The sequence below is a fragment of the Dyella sp. SG609 genome (assembly GCF_012275375.1).
Taxonomy (GTDB): Bacteria; Pseudomonadota; Gammaproteobacteria; order Xanthomonadales; family Rhodanobacteraceae; genus Dyella_D; species Dyella_D marensis.
In genome coordinates, this window is the sequence record NZ_JAAZQJ010000003.1 from 475,938 (window position 1) to 492,885 (window position 16,948).

The following is a 16,948-nucleotide window of genomic DNA, read 5'->3' on the forward strand; positions in this document are numbered from 1 at the left end:
CGAACCCTCATCCGGCTGCCGCCACCTTCTCCCGGCGGGAGAAGGATTCCAGTTTGGGGACTGGGGAAGTAAGGGAAGTCAGCAGCAAGACAACGATAAGAGGTGTGTCGTGAGTGTTCGCAGGGGGAGTGTTTCCAACGGCGGGAAGGGGGGCTGAAACATGGCCGCGAACCTTTCCCAGGAAGCCGCTGCGCCAGGCGTGGGCGGCCCGTTGCTCGGCAACCGCGATTTCGATTTCCTGCGCGAATTCGTGCTCACGCACTGCGGCATCGCGCTCAGCGAGCAGAAACGCCAGCTGGTGCAGGGCCGCCTGCTGCGCCGCCTGCGCGCGCTGGGCCTGAAGGAGTTCGGCGAATACTGCGAGCTGCTGCGCCGCGATCCGGATGCCGAGATGGGCGACCTGGCCAGCGCGATCAGCACCAATGTCACCTCGTTCTTCCGCGAGTCGCACCACTACGACCTGCTGGAGCAGACCCTGCTGCCGCAGTGGCTGGCCGAGAAGCGCCGCAGCGGCGAACGCCTGCGCATCTGGTCGGCCGGCTGCTCCACCGGCGAGGAACCCTACGCGCTGGCGATGGTGCTGGCCGAGGCGCTGGAGAAGCACGGTTCCAGCGTGGACGCGAAGATCCTCGCCACCGACCTTTCGCCGCAGGCGCTGGCCGGCGCGCGCGAAGGCGTCTACGCGCTGGACAAGCTCGGCGGCGTCAGCGCCGAGCGGCGCCGGCGCTGGTTCCTGCGCGGCGAAGGCAGCTATGCGGGCCTGGCCTGCGTGCATCCGCGCCTGCGCGAGCTGGTGGCGATCCAGCCTTTGAACCTGCTGCACGAATGGCCGATGAGCGGCGTGTTCGATGCGATCTTCTGCCGCAACGTGGTGATCTATTTCGACAAGCCGACCAAGGAGCGCCTGTTCCGGCGCTACGCCGGCAAGCTGGTGGCCGAGGGCTATCTGTTCCTGGGCCACTCCGAATCCATGCATGGCCTGAACGACGACTTCGCCCTGGTCGGCCGCACCGTCTACCGGAAGAAGCCCGCATGAACGCCCAGACGCGCCCCGCGCCCACCGGCGAAGTGCTGCCCGGCTTCGAGCACGTGCGCCGCTACTGGGACCCGGCCCAGGCCAGCATGACCGCCAAGGTGCTGCCCGGCGAGTACTACGTCAGCCGGCAGGAGGAACTGATCGCCACCGTGCTCGGCTCCTGCGTGTCGGCCTGCATCCGCGACCGCCGCCGCGGCATCGGCGGCATGAACCATTTCATGCTGCCCGAGCCGATGGGCGAGCGCGACGCCTGGTCGTCCACCGTGGGCCGCGCCGCGCGCTACGGCAACGACGCCATGGAGCAGCTGATCAACGCCATCCTCAAGGCCGGCGGCCGGCGCGAAGACCTGGAGGTGAAGATCTTCGGCGGCGGCCGCGTGCTGACCCAGATGACCGACATCGGCGAACGCAATATCGCCTTCGTGCGCCGCTACCTGGCCGCCGAGCGGCTGGAGCTGGTGGCCGAGGACGTGGGCGACGTCTACCCGCGCCAGGTGCAGTTCTTCCCGTGCAGCGGCAAGGCCCGCGTGCGCCAGCTGCGCGGCCACCACGCCAGCGTGCTGGTGGACGGCGAGCGGAAGTACCTCAAGCGTTTGGCCAACGATCCGATAAAGGGAGAGGTGGAATTGTTCTGACCGGTTCGCAGGGACGAGCAGTGAGGGCGTGCGACCGGCGCCCGCGCGGCAGCAGATGCAAGCCGGAGACGGCCAGGAACAGGGGGCTGCCGCGCGAGCCGGCGTGGCGCCCTCACTGCTCATCCCTCAGCACGACGACCTTCCACCCTCGCATCACTGAAGAGAAGCCTGCATGTCCCGAGTCCGAGTCCTGGTGATCGACGATTCCGCCCTGGTGCGGAAGCTGCTGACGACCATGCTCTCCTGCGATCCGATGATCGAAGTGGTGGGCACCGCGGCCGATCCCTTCATCGCGCGCGAAAAGATCAAGCAGCTGGAGCCGGACGTGCTCACGCTGGACGTGGAAATGCCGCGCATGGACGGCCTCACGTTTCTCGAGAACCTGATGCGCCTGCGGCCGATGCCGGTGGTGATGGTGTCCTCGCTGACCCAGCAGGGCGCGGAAGTGACCCTGCGCGCGCTGGAACTGGGCGCGGTGGATTTCTTCACCAAGCCCAGCAGCGACCTGGCCAGCACCTTCGCCGAGGGTGCGCAGGACATCTGCGCCAAGGTGAAGCTGGCCGCGCTGGCGCGCCCGCGCGTGCGCACCGCGGTGCGCAAGCTGGAAGTGGCGCCGCGGCTTTCCGCCGATGCGGTGCTGCCGCGCGCGCAGACGGCGGACAGCCGCGGCGGCAGCCCGATCATCGCCATCGGCGCCTCCACTGGCGGCACGGAGGCGATCCGCGTGGTGCTGGAATCGATGCCGCCGGACGCGCCGCCGATCGTGATCACCCAGCACATCCCGGCCGCCTTCAGCGGCCCGTTCGCCACGCGCATGGACAACTGCTCGGCGATGCGCGTGTGCGAAGCGCGCGATGGCCAGCCGATCCAGCCCGGCCATGCGTACATCGCGCCGGGCAGCCAGCACCTGCTGGTGATGTGGGACGGCGCGCGCCACGTCTGCCGCCTGCACGACGGCCCGCCGGTGAACCGCCACAAGCCGAGCGTGGACGTGCTGTTCCGCTCGATGGCCGCCACCGTCGGCCGCACCACCATCGCCGCCCTGCTCACCGGCATGGGCGACGACGGCGCGCGCGGCCTGCTGGAACTGAAGGAAGCCGGCGCCGCCACCGTGGTGCAGGACGAAGCCAGCTCGGTGGTGTGGGGCATGCCCGGCGCCGCCTGGAAGCTGGGCGCGGCGGCCGAGATGCAACCGCTGGAACATATCGCCGCGCGCCTGCTGGAACTGGCGCGCCAACCTGTGGCGAACGCGCTGCGCGCCGCCACCCGCTGACCTGGACGCTGTCATGTCTGCCATTCCCGCCCCGTCCTTTCCCCGCCTGCCGCTGGGCCTTAGCGTCAGCGCCGCGGCGCTGCTGCTGTGCCTGCTGTGGCAGCCCGCCTGGCTGGCGCCGCTGGCGATCCTCGCCACCGCCGCGGCCTGGATCGTCGAGCAGCGCCGCACGCCGGCGCGCGTGGTGACGATCGCCGCGCCGCAGCCCGACAACGCACCCGTGCGCGAAGCGCTGGAAGACGTGCGCGAGGCCCTGGTCGAGGAACTCGGCCACGCCACCCGCGAACTGCACCAGGCGCTGGACCTGCTGCGCGACGCGGTATCCGAGCTGGGCGGCGGCTTCGACGGCCTGTCGCACAAGACCGGCCAGCAGCAGTCGCTGCTCAAGCAGATCATCGACGGGCAGAAGGACGGCGTGTCGGTGCAGGACTTCGCCGCGCGCACCAGCGACCTGCTGGAGCATTTCGTCGGCCTGATCGTGCAGCTGTCGCGCGACAGCCTGCGCATCGTCTACCGCATCGACGGCATGGCCAAGGAAATGGACGCGGTGTTCGGCCTGCTGAAGAACGTGAACACCATCGCCGAGGAAACCAACCTGCTGGCGCTGAACGCCTCGATCGAGGCGGCACGCGCGGGCGAGGCCGGCCGCGGCTTCGCGGTGGTGGCCGGCGAGATCCGCAATCTGGCCAGTAATTCCAACCAGTTCAACGAGCAGATCGGCAGCCACGTGGAGCGCGCGCGCACCGCGATGGAGCAGCTGCGCGGGCTGGTCGGCGCGATGGCCTCGCAGGACCTGAACATGGCGTTGTCGACCAAGGGTGGCATCGACGCGATGCTGGCGCATGTGACCGAGAGCGACGCGCGTACCAGCCAGGTCGCCGACCAGGTGGTGGAGATCAACCGCGGCCTGGGCAGCGACGTGTCCACCACCATCCGCTCGCTGCAGTTCGAGGACATCCTCAGCCAGCTGATCAACCAGACCCGCACGCGCCTGGTGGAGCTGCAGGATGTGACCGCCGAATGCACCCGCGACATCGAGGAGCTGGCCTGCGCCGACGTGGAGGCCAGCGCGCTGGCCGCGCACGCGCAGCGCGTGCGCGCCCGCCTTGCCATGCAGCGCGAGAAGGCCCGCCTGCGTTCGCGCGGCCCGGCCCTGCAGAATTCGATGGACGCCGGCGAGATCGAGCTATTTTGAGTGGAGCGGGGAACGGGGAATAGGGAACGGGGAACATGCGGGTTGCGGATACCCGTGACGTTCGGGCTTGTTCCTACCTTCATGTTCCCCATTCCCCGTTCCCCGTTCCCGATTCAAGGACCAAGCCATGAGCCTGACCATCCATCACGACACCGAGCAAGACTGCCTCACCCTGCAGCTGGGCGAGCGTTTCGACTTCACCGTGCACCGCGACTTCCACGATGCCTGCCTGGGCGGCCGCGCCGCGCGCAGCTATGTGATCGACCTGGGCGAGGTGAGCCGCATGGACAGCTCCGCGCTGGGCATGCTGCTGCTGCTGCGCGAGCACGCCGGCGGCGAGCGTTCGGAGATCCGCATCGTCAATGCCGGCAGCGAGCTGCGCGGCACGCTGCGGGTGGCGGGCTTCGACAAGCTGTTCGTGCTGCACTGAACGGGTAAGCGGACGGTTGGGTGAGCGGGGCGGTCTCTGCCGGGGACCGCCTCTTTTTTTGCCTGGATTTTCCCGGCGCCTGGTTTCTCCGGGCGCAAAAAAAGGCCCCTCGCGGGGCCTCAAAGAAAAGCAATGGTTCCGGTGGGCTTGCGGTGCCGTATTACCAGGTCTTCACTTCGGAAACGCTGACGGTGTAGTCCTGCATGTCCGACTCGTAGCGGAACAGGCGGCCGAGGTCGAAGCTGACCGACTGGCCCGGGCCGATATTGGCGGTGCCGGCCGGCCAGCCCTGCTTGCTCTGCAGCACCTTGCCGCCGGCATCCTTGGCTTCGATGCGGATCTGCGCGGCGGCGGCCGAGCCGCAATGATTGGTGAGCTGGCCGGCGAGGCTCAGGCGCATGCCGGTGCCCGAACCGGAGGACTTCATCTTGAAGTCGGAAATGGCGAAATCGGTGGCGGCGCAGGCCGCGTGCGAAGCGACGGGGGCCAGCAGCAGGGCGACGACGAGGAGAGTTTTCATGGGCGGGTCCGATCGATGGGAAATCGTTGATAAGGAACGACGTCCTACAGATCGGCCGGTTTGGTAGAAACTTTAGCTATTGGGCCCTTCTCCCCTCCGGGGAGAAGGTGGCGGCAGCCGGATGAGGGGCCGGGGCTCGCCAAGAGGGCTCTACGAAGCGTCGCCTGCTTGCTGCTCCTGCTTCTACGCTTCGCCCGCCCCCTCACCCCAGCCCTCTCCCCGCAGGGGGAGAGGGGGTAAAGACTCAGGCTTCGGGGCGGCCGTGTTCGATAAACCACAGGCCGGCAAACAGCTTCGGGTCGATCGAATACCCCTGTGCCGCCCGCGCGAACAGCCAGGCGCCGGCCTCGCGGCGGGGTACTTCGTGCACCACGATGTTCTCGCTCTCATCGCCGCCGCCCGGGCCCACCTTCACCAGGTCCCAGGCGCGCACGAAGGCGATCATCTCGGTGCTCATGCCGGAGGACGACGGGCCTTCGTGGACGAATTCCACGCGGGCGCAGCGGTAGCCGGTTTCTTCCTCCAGCTCGCGCTGCGCGGCGATCAGCGCGCTCTCGCCGTAGTGGCCGGCTTCGTCGCCGATCAGGCCGGCGGGCATCTCGATGGTGTGCTTGAGGATGGCCACGCGGTACTGCTCGACGAACAGCACTTTGTCGTCCGGCGTCACCGCCAGGATGATCACCGCGCCCGCGGGGTTGTTGCGCTCGGCGTATTCCCAGCGGCCGCGCTTGCGCAGGCTGAGCCAGCGGCCTTCGTAGAGCGTTTCCACCGGGGCCTGGGCGTCTTTGGGGATGCGGTCGTTCGAGTGCATGGGCAGCCTGTGCTGGAAGGAAGCCCCGCATGGTGCCGTCCCCGCATGACGGCTACAACCGCTCGGCTTCGGGATGTTCCACCGGCACCGGCTTCACCCGCGTCGCCCACGCCACGCCCGCCACCAGCAGGCCGATACCCAGCAGCGTCCGCGCACCCGGCGGCGTGCCGCGCAGCGCGAATGCATAGCTCAGCGCCGCCAGCGTCTCGAACACGATCAGCTGTCCGGCCAGCGCGGTGGGCAGGCGCTGGCTGGCTTCGTTCCAGCACAGCGTGCCGAGCCAGGAGGCGAACAGGCCGATCGCCGCCATCAGCGCGATGAAGAACAGCGGACGCGGGCCGAACGGCATCGGGAACGGGTTGCCGCCGGCGCCCATCAGCAGCCACAGCAGCGCATAGCCGGTCAGCGCCAGCGGCAGCGTGGCCACGCCCTGCGCGGTGGCCCAGGTGCGCGGGCTGCGGCCGGGGTGGTGGCGCAGCCAGTCGGCGTTGCGCAGCGGGTACCAGGTCCAGCAGGCCACGGCGCCGAAGGCGAGCAGGGCGCCGGTGGCGTAGCGGCTCAGGTCCGCGCCGGACTGCGCCCGCAGCGCGGCCAGCTCGGCCTGGTTGACGCAGGCGATGCCGGCGCCGATCAGCAGCAGCGAAGGCGCCAGCCGCGCCCACGGCAGGCGGCCGTCGCGGCGCGCATTGCGCAGGTTGGCGCTGACCGCGATCACCACCGGCAGGGTGCCGATGATCATGGTCGGCAGCGGGCCGCCCGCGCGCTGGATCGCACTGGCCAGGCAGAGGTAATAGAGCAGGTTGCCGACCGCGGCGAGCTTCAGCGCCTCGATCCAGTCGGTGCGCGCGAGCTGGCGCAGCGCGGCGCGGTCCAGCCAGGCCAGCGGCAGCGCGATCAGGCCGAAGGCCAGATAGCGGCCGACCGACTGCAGCGCGGCCGGGTATTCCGGCACCAGCAGCGGGCCGACGAAGACCAGGCCCCACATCAGGCCGGCGACGAGTGCATAGAGCGTTCCAGTCCACATCCGGCCAGCTTGCAGGTGCGGCGCGCGGTGGTCTTGTACGAGATTGCTATCGCTGCAGCTGGCGCTGGTAGCGCGCGGGCGTGACGCCGTAGCGGCGCGCGAAGGCGCGGGTCAGGTGCGCCTGGTCGGCCAGCCCGGTGGTGGCGGCGACCTGCGCCGGTGCTTCGCCGCCGGTAAGGCGGCGCTTGGCTTCGGACAGCCGGAACGCCATCAGCATCTGCTGCGGCGTGGCGTGGTGGCGCGCCTGGAACTGGCGCAGGAAATGGAAGGGGCTGAGGCCGGCGACGGCGGCCAGCTCTTCCAGGGTGAGGCGTTCGGCCAGATGCTCGCGCAGGTAGTCGATCACCGGCTCGAAGCGCGACAGCGCCTCCGTCCGCAGCGGCTGCGGCGTGCGCGCGTGGCGGCGGAATTCCTGCAGCAGCTGCAGCATCAGGCCGTCGAAGGCCAGCGGCTCGCGCGCCTGCCACAGCGCATCGAGCAGCACGGTGATGCGCCGCGCGCCGGCCGCATCCGCGCGCACCGCGTCGCCGAACCACCAGCCCGCTTCGCCGGTGATCGCGTCCACCGCGGACTGCTCGACGTAGACCATGCGGTAGTGCCAGCCGCCTTCGGTCTCGGCACGTCCGGTGTGCAGCTCGTCGGGATTCATCATCACCAGCGAGTCGGGCGGCGCCAGGTGCTCGGCGCCGCGGTAGCGGAAGCGTTCCACGCCGGATTCGATCGCGCCCAGGCCGAAGCCGTCATGCACGTGCGGCTCGAACGCGTGCCGCACGATATGCGCGCGATAGAGCTCGATGCCCTCGCGGTGGGAGGGCAGGCGGAACTCCGCGCAATCGCGGAGATGCTCGAATGCGTGAGGGACGCCTTGCACGTGGGTCGGGGGCTCTGCCGGGAAGATTTGGATATATACGCTCTATCGATTCGTTAGGAAATATCGAATGGGCATATGGAAAAGTCTTACGTAGTCTCACCCAGGAGAGCTGGCAGTGGGAGAGCGCTGCCAAACCCTAAGGATAAGAACCCATGCCATTCCACCGCTACGTACGTGCCCTGGGCGCGTCGCTGCTAGGCCTTGCCCTGCTCGCGGCCCACGCCCATGCGCAGAACACGCTGACCCGCGCCAACGGCGCCCCGGTCGGCGACAACCAGAACTCGCAGACCGCCGGCCCGGCCGGTCCGGCCCTGCTGCAGGACGCGCAATTGGTGGAAAAGCTGCAGCACTTCGGCCGCGAACGCATCCCTGAGCGCGTGGTGCATGCGCGCGGCACCGGCGTGCATGGCAGCTTCGTCTCCGCCGGCGATTTCAGCGAACTGACCGCCGCCTCGCTGTTCGCCGCCGCCGGCAAGACCACGCCGGTCTTCGTGCGCTTCTCCACGGTGATCCATCCTTCGGGCTCGCCGGAGACGCTGCGCGACCCGCGTGGCTTCGCCACCAAGTTCTATACCGACCAGGGCAACTGGGATCTGGTGGGCAACAACCTGCCGGTGTTCTTTATCCGCGATGCGATCAAGTTCCCGGACATGGTGCATGCGCTCAAGCCCTCGCCGGTGACCAACCGGCAGGATCCGAACCGCTATTTCGATTTCTTCTCGCACGTGCCCGAAGCCACCCACATGCTGACCTGGGTGTACAGCGACAACGGCACGCCGGCCTCGTACCGCACCATGGACGGCTTCGGCGTGCACGCCTTCAAGTTCGTCAACGCCAGGGGCGAGGTGCATTACGTGAAGTTCCACTGGAAGAGCCACCAGGGCATCAGGAACCTCAGCGGCAAAGAAGCCGAGGCGATGCAGGGCAAGGACTTCAACAACCTCACGCACGACCTGTACGACGCCATCGCGGCGAAGAACTACCCGCAGTGGGATCTGTACGTGCAGGTGCTGAAGCCCGAGCAGCTGGCCGGCTTCGCCTTCGATCCGCAGGACGCCACCAAGGTCTGGCCGAACGTGCCGGAGACGAAGCTGGGCACCATGACGCTCGACCGCGTTCCCGCCAACTTCTTCCAGGAAACCGAGCAGGCCGCGTTCGCGCCGGTACGCATGGTGCCGGGTATCGAAGCCTCGGAGGACCGCCTGCTGCAAGGCCGCCTGTTCTCGTATGCCGACACGCAGACCTATCGCCTGGGTGTGAACAACCAGCAGTTGCCGATCAACCGGCCGCTGGTTCCGGTGCGTGCGTATCACCAGGACGGCGCGATGAATGCCGGCGCCACGGATTCGGACGTCAACTACCAGCCCAGCGAAGCCGCCGGTGCCTATGCCGACGATGCGCGCTACAAGGCCAGCCAGCTGCCCTTGAGCGGCACCACGCAGCAGCAGCGCATCGCGCGCAGCATGAACTTCGAGCAGGCCGGCGAGCTGTACCGCAGCCTGTCGCCGCAGCAGAAGAGCAACCTGATCGCCAATCTCGCCGGTGATCTCGGGCAGGTGAAGGACGCCCGCGTGCGCGACACCATGCTCAGTTATTTCTACAAGGCCGACGCGGACTACGGCACTCGTATCGCCAAGGCCGTCGGCGCCCAGCCGGCACAGATCGAACGCCTCGCGCGAGCACTGTAAGCACTCTCGCTTGCAGTGGCCGCCGGCCCGGGAGTCACGCTCTCAGCTCCCGGGCCGTGCGGCACCTTTCATCACTTCAGGTTTCATCACTTCAGGAGACGCGCGATGAAGCGCTTGATGCTGGCTTCGTGCCTGCTGCTTGCCGCCTGCGGCTCGCCGCCGCCGCCCGCGGCCACGGCCGCCGCTGCTACGCCGGAAGCCGCGCGCCGCGCGGAAGCCGAGGCGGAACTGAAAACCTATTTCTTCGAAGCGGCGCGCCAGGGCGACGTGGTGCTGCTGCGCGAGTATGTGAAGTCCGGCTTTCCGGTCGACGTGCGCACACCGCAGGGCTACACCGCGCTGATTCTCGCCGCTTACCACGGGCAGGAGGCGGCCGTGCGCGAACTGATCGCACTCGGCGCCGACGCCTGCGCGCGCGACCACCGCGGCAGCACGGCGACCATGGGCGCCGCGTTCAAGGGCGAGCTGTCGGTGGCGAAGCTGCTGCTGGATCAGCCCTGCGCGAAGGCGGACGACCGCAACCGCGAAGGGCAGACGGCGGCGATGTATGCGGCGCTGTCGGGCAATGCGCGGCTGCTGGATCTTCTACGCAAGCGCGGCGCGAACTTCGCCATGAAGGATGCGCAAGGGCGCACCGCCGCTTCCATCGCGCACGAGCAGGGCGCCGACGAGGTCGCGCGTTCGATCGAGCGCGCCGCACATTGACGTAGGTTGGGGTGAGCCATAGGCGAACCCCAACATCGAACGCCACGCATCGTTGGGGTTCGCCTATGGCTCACCCCAACCTACGCCCTACGCCAGCGCTTTCAGGCGCTGCCGCGTCAGCGGGCCGAAACGCAGGCGTTCGCTCAGGTCGTCCAGCGCCGCCGCGTTCGCGCCGTTCCAGGCCAGTGCGTCAGCGGCCATCGACACCGGCGCATCCAGTGCGATGCGCGTAAGGCGGCGGTACAGCAGCGCGGCGTCCTTGTGCTCGCGCAGCTTCTGCGCGCAGCTGGCGGCGCCGCGGATGCGCAGGAACGGCACTTCGTCCACGCGCTCCAGCAGCGCGTCGAGGCTGCCGAAATGCGCGAGCAGGGCGGCGGCGGTCTTGGCGCCGATGCCGGGTACGCCGGGAATGTTGTCGACCGCGTCGCCGCACAGCGCGAGGTAGTCGGCCACCTGGTGCGGATGCACGCCCAGGCGCTCGTGCACGCCGGCCGGGCCCCAGCGCAGGTTGCGCGCGTAATCCCATTGCTCGTCGTGCTCGCCGAGCAGCTGGCCGAAGTCCTTGTCGGCCGACACGATCACGCTGCGGAAGCCGTGCCCGCGCAGGCTCCACAGCGAGCTGCCGATCAGGTCGTCGGCTTCGTAGCTGTGGTCGATCAGGGTGACCAGGCCCAGCGCCGCGGTGATTTCGCGGCACAGCACGAACTGGTGTTCCAGATCCGGCGGCGGCAATTCGCGGTTGGCCTTGTAGGCCGGGTAGATGGCGTTGCGGAACGAAGTGGTGAGCGAGGCGTCGAACGCCACCGCGATGTGTTCGGGCTTGGTGCGTTCGAGCAGTTCGCACAGGAAGCGGGTGAAGCCGTGCACCGCGTTGACCGGGTGGCCTTCCGTGTCGGTGAACTCGTCCGGCATGGAATGCCAGGCGCGGAACACGTACAGGCTTCCGTCGACCAGATGGGCCGCCAGCGTGCTCATGCCTGCCACGTGCTGAGCAGGTCGTCGAGCGCGGGGCGGTCGCGGTCCGGCACGTCCAGCTGCAGCGTGCCCAGGTGCACGAAGCCGGTGATGTGTTCGTGCGCGGCCAGGCCGAGCATGCCGGCGACTTGTTCGTCGTAGGCGGCCCAGCCGGTCAGCCACTGCGCGCCCAGGCCCAGCTGCGAGGCGCCCAGCAGCAGGTTGTAGGCGACGCAGCCGGCGCTGAGGCGCTGCTCGATCTCGGGCACCTTGCTGCCGGCATCGATGCGCGCGACGACAACGATCACCAGCGGCGCATAGGTGTAGCGGCGGCGTTCTTTCTCGCGCTTGGAATCGGGCAGGTCCGGATCGCGCGTTTCGGCCAGTGCGGCCAGGCGCTCGCCGAAGCGCAGCTTGTCTTCGCCGCGCAGCAGGATCAGGCGGAACGGCACCAGCTTGCCGTGGTCCGGCACGCGGATGGCTGCCTCCAGCAGGGCGCGCAGCGTGGCCGCGTCGGGCGCCGGTTCGCCCAGCTGGGCGGTGGGCGCGGAGTGGCGTTGCAGCAGCGGCTGGAGCGGGGAGGACATGCGGGATTCCTGCAAAAGCAAAGCGTCCATGCTAACCGCCTGTGACCGGGGAGGCGACTCGCGTTCGCTACGCGGTGAGCGGCAGGCGGAACGAGCCGGGCAGCAGCTCCTTCACCGTGGTTTCCTGCAGCTTGCCGTGCAGGTTGGCCAGCAGCACGGGCATCGACTGGTCGCACAGCTCGTCCATCACCTGGCGGCAGGCGCCGCAGGGGCTGATCGGGCCTTCGGTGTCGCCGATCACGGCGAGGCGGACGAAATCGCCCGGCTTGCAGCCGGCGGCGATGGCGGTGAACAGCGCGGTGCGCTCGGCGCAGTTGCACAGGCCGTAGGAGGCGTTTTCCACATTGCAGCCGAGGAAATGGCGGCCGTCGCGGGTGAGCAGCGCGGCGCCGACCAGGAAGCGGGAATACGGGGCATAGGCGCGCTCGCGGGCTTCGCGGGCGAGTTCGACCAGGGGATCGGTCACGGGTTGCACAGGCATCGGGATCTCCGGATGGGACCCCCGCGGCAGGCCGGCGCACGGGCGCCGGGTGAACGGCGGTGGGCCAGTCTAGCTCTGGAGCGGGGAACGGGGAACAGGGAGCGGGCACCGGGTGAAGCGCGCGCTGCTTCGTTCCCCGATCCCTGTTCCCCGATCCCCGATCCCGTAAGATCGCCCCATCTTCCGCCCGAGGACCCGCACGATGCCGATCACCGTGGCCGCATTGCGAGAGACCGCCGCCGGCGAACGCCGCGTGGCGATCACGCCCGAAGTGGCGAAGAAGCTGCGCGGCAAGGGCCTGCGCGTCCTGCTGGAGCGGGATGCCGGCGCGGCGGCCGGGTTTCCCGATGCGAGTTATGCGGACGTCGATTTCGCCGACGCCGCCACCGTGCTGGCCCAGGCCGACCTGCTGGCCTGCGTGCTGCCGCCGGACGACGCGGTGTGGAGCGGCCTGCGCGAAGGCAGCCTGGTGGTCGGCCAGCTGCGGCCCTACGGCGCGGCCTCGCGCGTCGCCGCGCTCGGTGCGCGCAAGCTGACTTCGTTCGCGCTGGAACTGCTGCCGCGCACCACGCGCGCGCAGGCGATGGACGTGCTCAGCTCGCAGGCGGCGGTGGCCGGTTATCGCGCCATGCTGATCGCGGCGGAAGCGGCGCCGAAATTCTTTCCCATGCTTACCACCGCGGCCGGCACCATCCGGCCCTCGCGCGTGCTGGTGATCGGCGCCGGCGTGGCCGGCCTGCAGGCGATCGCCACGGCGCGCCGGCTGGGTGCGCAGATCGAGGGCTACGACGTGCGCCCGGAAACGCGCGAGCAGGTGGAATCGCTGGGTGCGAAGTTTCTCGATCTCGGTGTGAGCGCGGCCGGCAGCGGCGGCTATGCGCGCGAGCTGTCGGCGGAAGAACGCGCCGCGCAGCAGCAGGCGCTGGCCGAGCATCTGAAGTCGGTGGACGTGATCGTCACCACCGCCGCCGTGCCCGGACGTCCCGCGCCGAAGATTCTTTCCGCCGCGATGGTGCAGGGCATGAAGCCGGGCGCGCTGATCGTGGACCTCGCCGCGGAAGGCGGCGGCAACTGCGAGCTCACCCGGCCGGGCGAACGGGTGGAGCAGGGCGGCGTGGTGGTGCTCGGTCCGCTCAACCTGCCGGCCGGCGCGCCGCTGCATGCGTCGGAGATGTACGCGCGCAACGTCTACAACTTCGTCGAGCTGCTGGTGAAGGACGGCGCGCTGGCGCCGGACTTCGGCGACGAGCTGGTGGCGAAGAGCTGCGTGACGCAGGCTGGCGAGGTGCGTTTCAACGCCTGAGCGGCGCCTTCGGCGCGACAAAAAAAGCCCCGCACGTGCGGGGCTTTTTTATCAGTGCTTGGGCCCGTGCGGCGGCGATCCGAAGCCGCCCATCGGCCGCGGCATGCCCGGCGGTGGGGGGCGGTGCGGCGGGATGCCGTGTTCCTGGCGGAACTGGTGCATCAGCTGCTGGCGCTGTTCCGGCGGCAGCTGCTGGTAGCGCTTGAAGGCGTCGTGCAGCTGGGCGCGCTGGTCGGGGCTGAGCTGCTGGAACTTGCGCATGTTCTCGCGCGCCTGGTCGCGCTGCTCCGGCGTCATCTGCTGCCATTGCTCGATGCGCTGGCGGATTTCCTGGCGCTTGTCCGGCGGCAGGGTGCTCCACTGGTGCACGCGGTCGAGCATGCGCGCCTGGCGCTCCGGCGGCGTGCTGTTCCATTCGTTGCGCAGCGGGGCGAGCATCTCGCGCTCGGAAGGCGAGAGGCTGTCCCACGAACGCGGCGCGCCGGGCGGCGGACCCTGCTGCGCCCAGGCGGGCGCGGCGAGACCGCCGGACAACAACAGTGCGGCAAGCAGCAGAAAACGGGCGATACGGCCTGGATGCATGGATCAGCGGCTCGCCTGGCTGGCGTCGTTGGTGGCCAGCCAATCGTAGAAGTCCAGGTTTTGCATCAGCGACGGATCGGTATTGCTCAGGTCCGGCGGCAGGTCGCCGTCGGCTTCCAGCGTCTGCGCGGCGCCGGCGGGCGGCAGCGGCACGCTGTCGCGCGGCGAGAACACCATCAGCGCGGCCACCGCGATGGCGGCGAAGGCCCCGGCCGGCACCAGCATGCGGGCGAAGCGTGCGTGCGCCGGCGCGGCCGCGGCAGCCAGCGCCTCGCGGCGGGCGGCGCGCAGCTTGCCGGCGGTGGCCGGATCGATCTGCCGGCTGGCCTCGCGGTACAGCGCGCGGGCGCGGCGTTCCAGGTTGTCGGGCGCATTCATCGCCAGTCCTCCAATTGGTCGCGCAGGTTGTGCATCGCGCGCGACAGATGGGTTTTCACGCTTCCTTCGGAGCAGCCCATGGCCTGGGCCGTCTCCGCTACGTCCAATCCTTCGAGCACGCGCAGCATGAAGGCCTCCTGCTGGCGCCGCGGCAGCTTGCGCACGGCGGCGGCCATGTCTTCATAAGACTGCGCGTCCTGCAACCGGTCCAGCGGTCCGGGGCCGTTATCGGCCGGTTCCCATGCCGGCAGCTCGTCGCCGTCGTCGTCGCGGCCTCCGCCCAGCCAGCCGACCACGATGGAGCGCACCTTGCGGCGGCGCTGCAGGTCCACGATGCGGCGGCGCAGGATGCCCCAGAACAGCGGGGTCCATTCCTGCGCGGGCTTGTCGCGGTAGTTGCGGACCAGGCGCAGCATCGCGTCCTGCACCGCGTCCATGGCGTCCTCGCGGTGGCCCAGGCTCATTTCGGCCAGGCGGAACGCGCGGCGTTCCACCTGGGCCAGGAAGGCATCCAGCGAGGTCGGGACTGCCTGGACGTCATTGGCCAGCAGTTCCGCTTCGAGCGTGGAGACGGCGCTGTTCATGGCGCTGTCGTCCGGTTCGTCGGATCGGACATCGGCAGACTCCATCGGTTCGACTCCCCGCCTCAACGCGGCACGCTCGCACGGGTTGACCCGCAACCGTATGATGCGCCGACAACCGCAGGCAGGCAGGGAGGGGTCATGATCGACGGGTTCCTGGCGCTTTACATCTTCATGCTGGCCGCGTTCACCGGCTACGAGATCATCGCGAGAGTGCCGGTGATCCTGCACACCCCGCTGATGTCCGGTTCGAATTTCGTGCACGGCATTGTGCTGGTAGGCGCCATGGTCGCGCTAGGGCATGCGCAGACATCGTTTGAACTTGCGATCGGCTTCATCGGCGTGCTGCTGGGCGCCGGCAACGCGGCCGGCGGCTACGTGGTGACCGAGCGCATGCTGGAGATGTTCAAGACCAGCAAGTCCGCCGGCGGCAAGGAGGCCAAGTGATGGCCTGGCTGCCGACCCTGATCAAGGCCTGCTATTTCCTGGCCGCCCTGCTGTTCATCCTGGGCCTGAAGCGCATGAGTTCGCCGCGCACCGCGCGCGGCGGCATCGTGTGGGCGGGCGTCGGCATGCTGGTGGCGGTGCTGGCCACCTTCGCGCTGCCGGACATGCACAACCGCGCGCTGATCCTGGTGGCGGTGCTGCTGGGCGTGTCGGCCGCGTGGTGGTCGGGCCGCCGCGTGGCGATGACGGCGATGCCGCAGATGGTGGCGTTGTACAACGGCATGGGCGGCGGCGCGGCGGCGGCGATCGGCGCGGTCGAGCTGATCGGCTACGCCAGCCGCAGCATCACCCTGCTGGACGGCGGCCGCTTCACGGCCGACGGCGCCGCGCCGGGCACGGCGCAGCTGGTGCTGGCGGTGCTGGGCGCGCTGATCGGCGCGGTGAGTTTTTCCGGTTCGCTGATCGCCTTCGCCAAGCTGCAGGGCTGGCTGGACCGGCGCTTCGTGTTCCCCGGCCAGCGCACGGTGAACATGCTGGTGCTGGCCGCCGCGGTGGCGCTGGGCGTGGCGCTGGCCTGCGGGCAATTGGGCTTCGGGCTGATCGCCGCGTTCTTCGTGCTGGCCCTGCTGTTCGGCCTGATGATGACCTTGCCGATCGGCGGCGCCGACATGCCGGTGGTGATCTCGCTCTATAACGCCTTCACCGGCCTGGCCGTGGCCTTCGAAGGCTTCGTGCTGCAGAACGAGGCGATGATCATCGCCGGCACCGTGGTCGGCGCGGCGGGCACCTTGCTCACCCAGCTGATGGCCAAGGCGATGAACCGCTCGCTGGGCAACGTGCTGTTCGGCAGCTTCGGCGCGGGCGGCGGCGCGGCGCAGGCGATCGACGGCGCGCAGAAGCCGATCGAGCCGGCCGACGCGGCCGTGATGATGGCCTACGCCGAGCGCGTGGTGATCGTGCCCGGCTACGGCATGGCCGTGGCGCAGGCGCAGCACAAGGTGTGGGAGTTCGCGCAGCTGCTGATCGCGCGCGGGGTGAAGGTGAAGTTCGCCATCCACCCGGTGGCGGGGCGCATGCCCGGGCATATGAATGTGCTGCTGGCGGAGGCCGGCGTGCCCTACGACCTGATCGCCGACATGGACGACATCAACCCGGAATTCCCGGCCACCGACGTGGCCCTGGTGATCGGCGCCAACGACGTGGTCAACCCGCTGGCGAAGACCGATCCGGCCTCGCCGATCTACGGCATGCCGATCCTGGACGTGGCGAACGCGCGCCAGGTGATCGTGGTCAAGCGCGGCAAGGGCACCGGCTTCGCCGGCATCGAGAACGCGCTGTTCTACGCCGACAACGCCCGCATGCTGTACGGCGACGGCCAGGCGGCCGCGGGCCAGCTGGTGGCCGAGCTGAAGACGCTGGATACCTGAGTCCGCCTTGCCGGCGCGGG

At 69.2% G+C, this 16,948-nt stretch carries 20 protein-coding genes; 10 read left to right on the forward strand and 10 right to left on the reverse strand.

The annotated features are described in order from the left end of the window. The first annotated feature begins 160 nt into the window (after positions 1–160). The 5 genes from FHW85_RS08345 (at position 161) to FHW85_RS08365 (ending at position 4,569) form a co-directional block, all read left to right on the forward strand. A complete protein-coding gene (locus FHW85_RS08345; protein ID WP_167256734.1) occupies positions 161–1,036 on the forward strand; it encodes a protein-glutamate O-methyltransferase in 876 nt (291 codons plus the stop codon). Continuing rightward, positions 1,033–1,671 (forward strand): chemoreceptor glutamine deamidase CheD, encoded by a 639-nt coding sequence (gene cheD / locus FHW85_RS08350; RefSeq protein ID WP_167256735.1) that lies wholly within the window; start codon positions 1,033–1,035, stop codon positions 1,669–1,671. Before FHW85_RS08345 ends, cheD begins: the two co-directional genes overlap by 4 nt. A gap of 172 nt (positions 1,672–1,843) precedes the next feature. Beyond that, positions 1,844–2,944, forward strand: a complete 1,101-nt coding sequence (locus FHW85_RS08355) for a chemotaxis response regulator protein-glutamate methylesterase (protein WP_167256736.1) — start codon at positions 1,844–1,846, stop codon at positions 2,942–2,944. Positions 2,945–2,957: 13 nt separating this feature from the next. Further along, the gene (locus FHW85_RS08360; RefSeq protein ID WP_168647944.1) at positions 2,958–4,139 is read left to right on the forward strand and encodes a methyl-accepting chemotaxis protein; all 1,182 of its coding nucleotides are present in this window, start codon (positions 2,958–2,960) and stop codon (positions 4,137–4,139) included. A 127-nt stretch (positions 4,140–4,266) separates the two neighbouring features. Then, positions 4,267–4,569, forward strand: a complete 303-nt coding sequence (locus tag FHW85_RS08365; protein ID WP_208399793.1) for an STAS domain-containing protein — start codon at positions 4,267–4,269, stop codon at positions 4,567–4,569. 160 nt (positions 4,570–4,729) lie between these two features. Here the strand turns inward: FHW85_RS08365 and FHW85_RS08370 are convergent, their stop codons facing one another. The 4 genes from FHW85_RS08370 to FHW85_RS08385 all read right to left on the reverse strand — a co-directional run bounded on the left by FHW85_RS08370 (position 4,730) and on the right by FHW85_RS08385 (position 7,795). Further along, positions 4,730–5,089 carry a hypothetical protein gene (locus tag FHW85_RS08370; RefSeq protein WP_167256738.1) on the reverse strand — a complete coding sequence of 120 codons (360 nt, stop codon included), beginning with the start codon at positions 5,087–5,089 and terminating at the stop codon, positions 4,730–4,732. Between the two features lie 244 nt (positions 5,090–5,333). Next, the gene (locus FHW85_RS08375) at positions 5,334–5,900 is read right to left on the reverse strand and encodes an NUDIX hydrolase (RefSeq protein ID WP_168647945.1); all 567 of its coding nucleotides are present in this window, start codon (positions 5,898–5,900) and stop codon (positions 5,334–5,336) included. Positions 5,901–5,952: 52 nt separating this feature from the next. Next, positions 5,953–6,924 carry a DMT family transporter gene (locus tag FHW85_RS08380; RefSeq protein ID WP_168647946.1) on the reverse strand — a complete coding sequence of 324 codons (972 nt, stop codon included), beginning with the start codon at positions 6,922–6,924 and terminating at the stop codon, positions 5,953–5,955. Between the two features lie 46 nt (positions 6,925–6,970). Further along, the gene (locus tag FHW85_RS08385) at positions 6,971–7,795 is read right to left on the reverse strand and encodes an AraC family transcriptional regulator (protein ID WP_168647947.1); all 825 of its coding nucleotides are present in this window, start codon (positions 7,793–7,795) and stop codon (positions 6,971–6,973) included. A gap of 152 nt (positions 7,796–7,947) precedes the next feature. Between FHW85_RS08385 and FHW85_RS08390 the strand changes: the two genes are divergently transcribed. Both FHW85_RS08390 and FHW85_RS08395 read left to right on the forward strand, forming a co-directional pair. Next, on the forward strand, positions 7,948–9,483 hold the full coding sequence (locus tag FHW85_RS08390) for a catalase (RefSeq protein ID WP_168647948.1): 1,536 nt from the start codon (positions 7,948–7,950) through the stop codon (positions 9,481–9,483). A 105-nt stretch (positions 9,484–9,588) separates the two neighbouring features. After that, on the forward strand, positions 9,589–10,188 hold the full coding sequence (locus tag FHW85_RS08395) for an ankyrin repeat domain-containing protein (RefSeq protein ID WP_168647949.1): 600 nt from the start codon (positions 9,589–9,591) through the stop codon (positions 10,186–10,188). 87 nt (positions 10,189–10,275) lie between these two features. On the opposite strand, the gene FHW85_RS08400 is transcribed toward FHW85_RS08395, so the two are convergent. The 3 genes from FHW85_RS08400 to cdd all read right to left on the reverse strand — a co-directional run bounded on the left by FHW85_RS08400 (position 10,276) and on the right by cdd (position 12,210). Continuing rightward, on the reverse strand, positions 10,276–11,163 hold the full coding sequence (locus tag FHW85_RS08400) for a 5'-3' exonuclease H3TH domain-containing protein (protein WP_167256744.1): 888 nt from the start codon (positions 11,161–11,163) through the stop codon (positions 10,276–10,278). Continuing rightward, positions 11,160–11,729 (reverse strand): nitroreductase, encoded by a 570-nt coding sequence (locus tag FHW85_RS08405; RefSeq protein WP_168647950.1) that lies wholly within the window; start codon positions 11,727–11,729, stop codon positions 11,160–11,162. Before FHW85_RS08405 ends, FHW85_RS08400 begins: the two co-directional genes overlap by 4 nt. 67 nt (positions 11,730–11,796) lie before the next feature. Beyond that, positions 11,797–12,210, reverse strand: a complete 414-nt coding sequence (gene cdd / locus FHW85_RS08410; RefSeq protein WP_167256746.1) for a cytidine deaminase — start codon at positions 12,208–12,210, stop codon at positions 11,797–11,799. 202 nt (positions 12,211–12,412) lie between these two features. Here cdd and FHW85_RS08415 point away from each other — a divergent pair, with 202 nt between their 5' ends. Beyond that, complete coding sequence (locus FHW85_RS08415; RefSeq protein WP_167256747.1) at positions 12,413–13,513, forward strand: NAD(P) transhydrogenase subunit alpha; 1,101 nt, start codon at positions 12,413–12,415, stop codon at positions 13,511–13,513. Between the two features lie 51 nt (positions 13,514–13,564). On the opposite strand, the gene FHW85_RS08420 is transcribed toward FHW85_RS08415, so the two are convergent. The 3 genes from FHW85_RS08420 to FHW85_RS08430 are packed head-to-tail and all read right to left on the reverse strand — an operon-like array spanning position 13,565 to position 15,057. Continuing rightward, positions 13,565–14,095: a DUF3106 domain-containing protein gene (locus FHW85_RS08420; RefSeq protein ID WP_167256748.1), complete on the reverse strand. Its 531-nt coding sequence runs from the start codon at positions 14,093–14,095 to the stop codon at positions 13,565–13,567. Positions 14,096–14,098: 3 nt separating this feature from the next. After that, positions 14,099–14,473, reverse strand: a complete 375-nt coding sequence (locus FHW85_RS08425; RefSeq protein ID WP_167256749.1) for a hypothetical protein — start codon at positions 14,471–14,473, stop codon at positions 14,099–14,101. Further along, positions 14,470–15,057: an RNA polymerase sigma factor gene (locus tag FHW85_RS08430; protein WP_167256786.1), complete on the reverse strand. Its 588-nt coding sequence runs from the start codon at positions 15,055–15,057 to the stop codon at positions 14,470–14,472. The genes FHW85_RS08425 and FHW85_RS08430 overlap by 4 nt, the downstream gene beginning before the upstream one ends. 138 nt (positions 15,058–15,195) lie before the next feature. Between FHW85_RS08430 and FHW85_RS08435 the strand changes: the two genes are divergently transcribed. After that, positions 15,196–15,501: an NAD(P) transhydrogenase subunit alpha gene (locus tag FHW85_RS08435; RefSeq protein WP_167256750.1), complete on the forward strand. Its 306-nt coding sequence runs from the start codon at positions 15,196–15,198 to the stop codon at positions 15,499–15,501. Beyond that, the gene (locus FHW85_RS08440; RefSeq protein ID WP_168647951.1) at positions 15,501–16,928 is read left to right on the forward strand and encodes an NAD(P)(+) transhydrogenase (Re/Si-specific) subunit beta; all 1,428 of its coding nucleotides are present in this window, start codon (positions 15,501–15,503) and stop codon (positions 16,926–16,928) included. Before FHW85_RS08435 ends, FHW85_RS08440 begins: the two co-directional genes overlap by 1 nt. Positions 16,929–16,948: the final 20 nt, after the last annotated feature.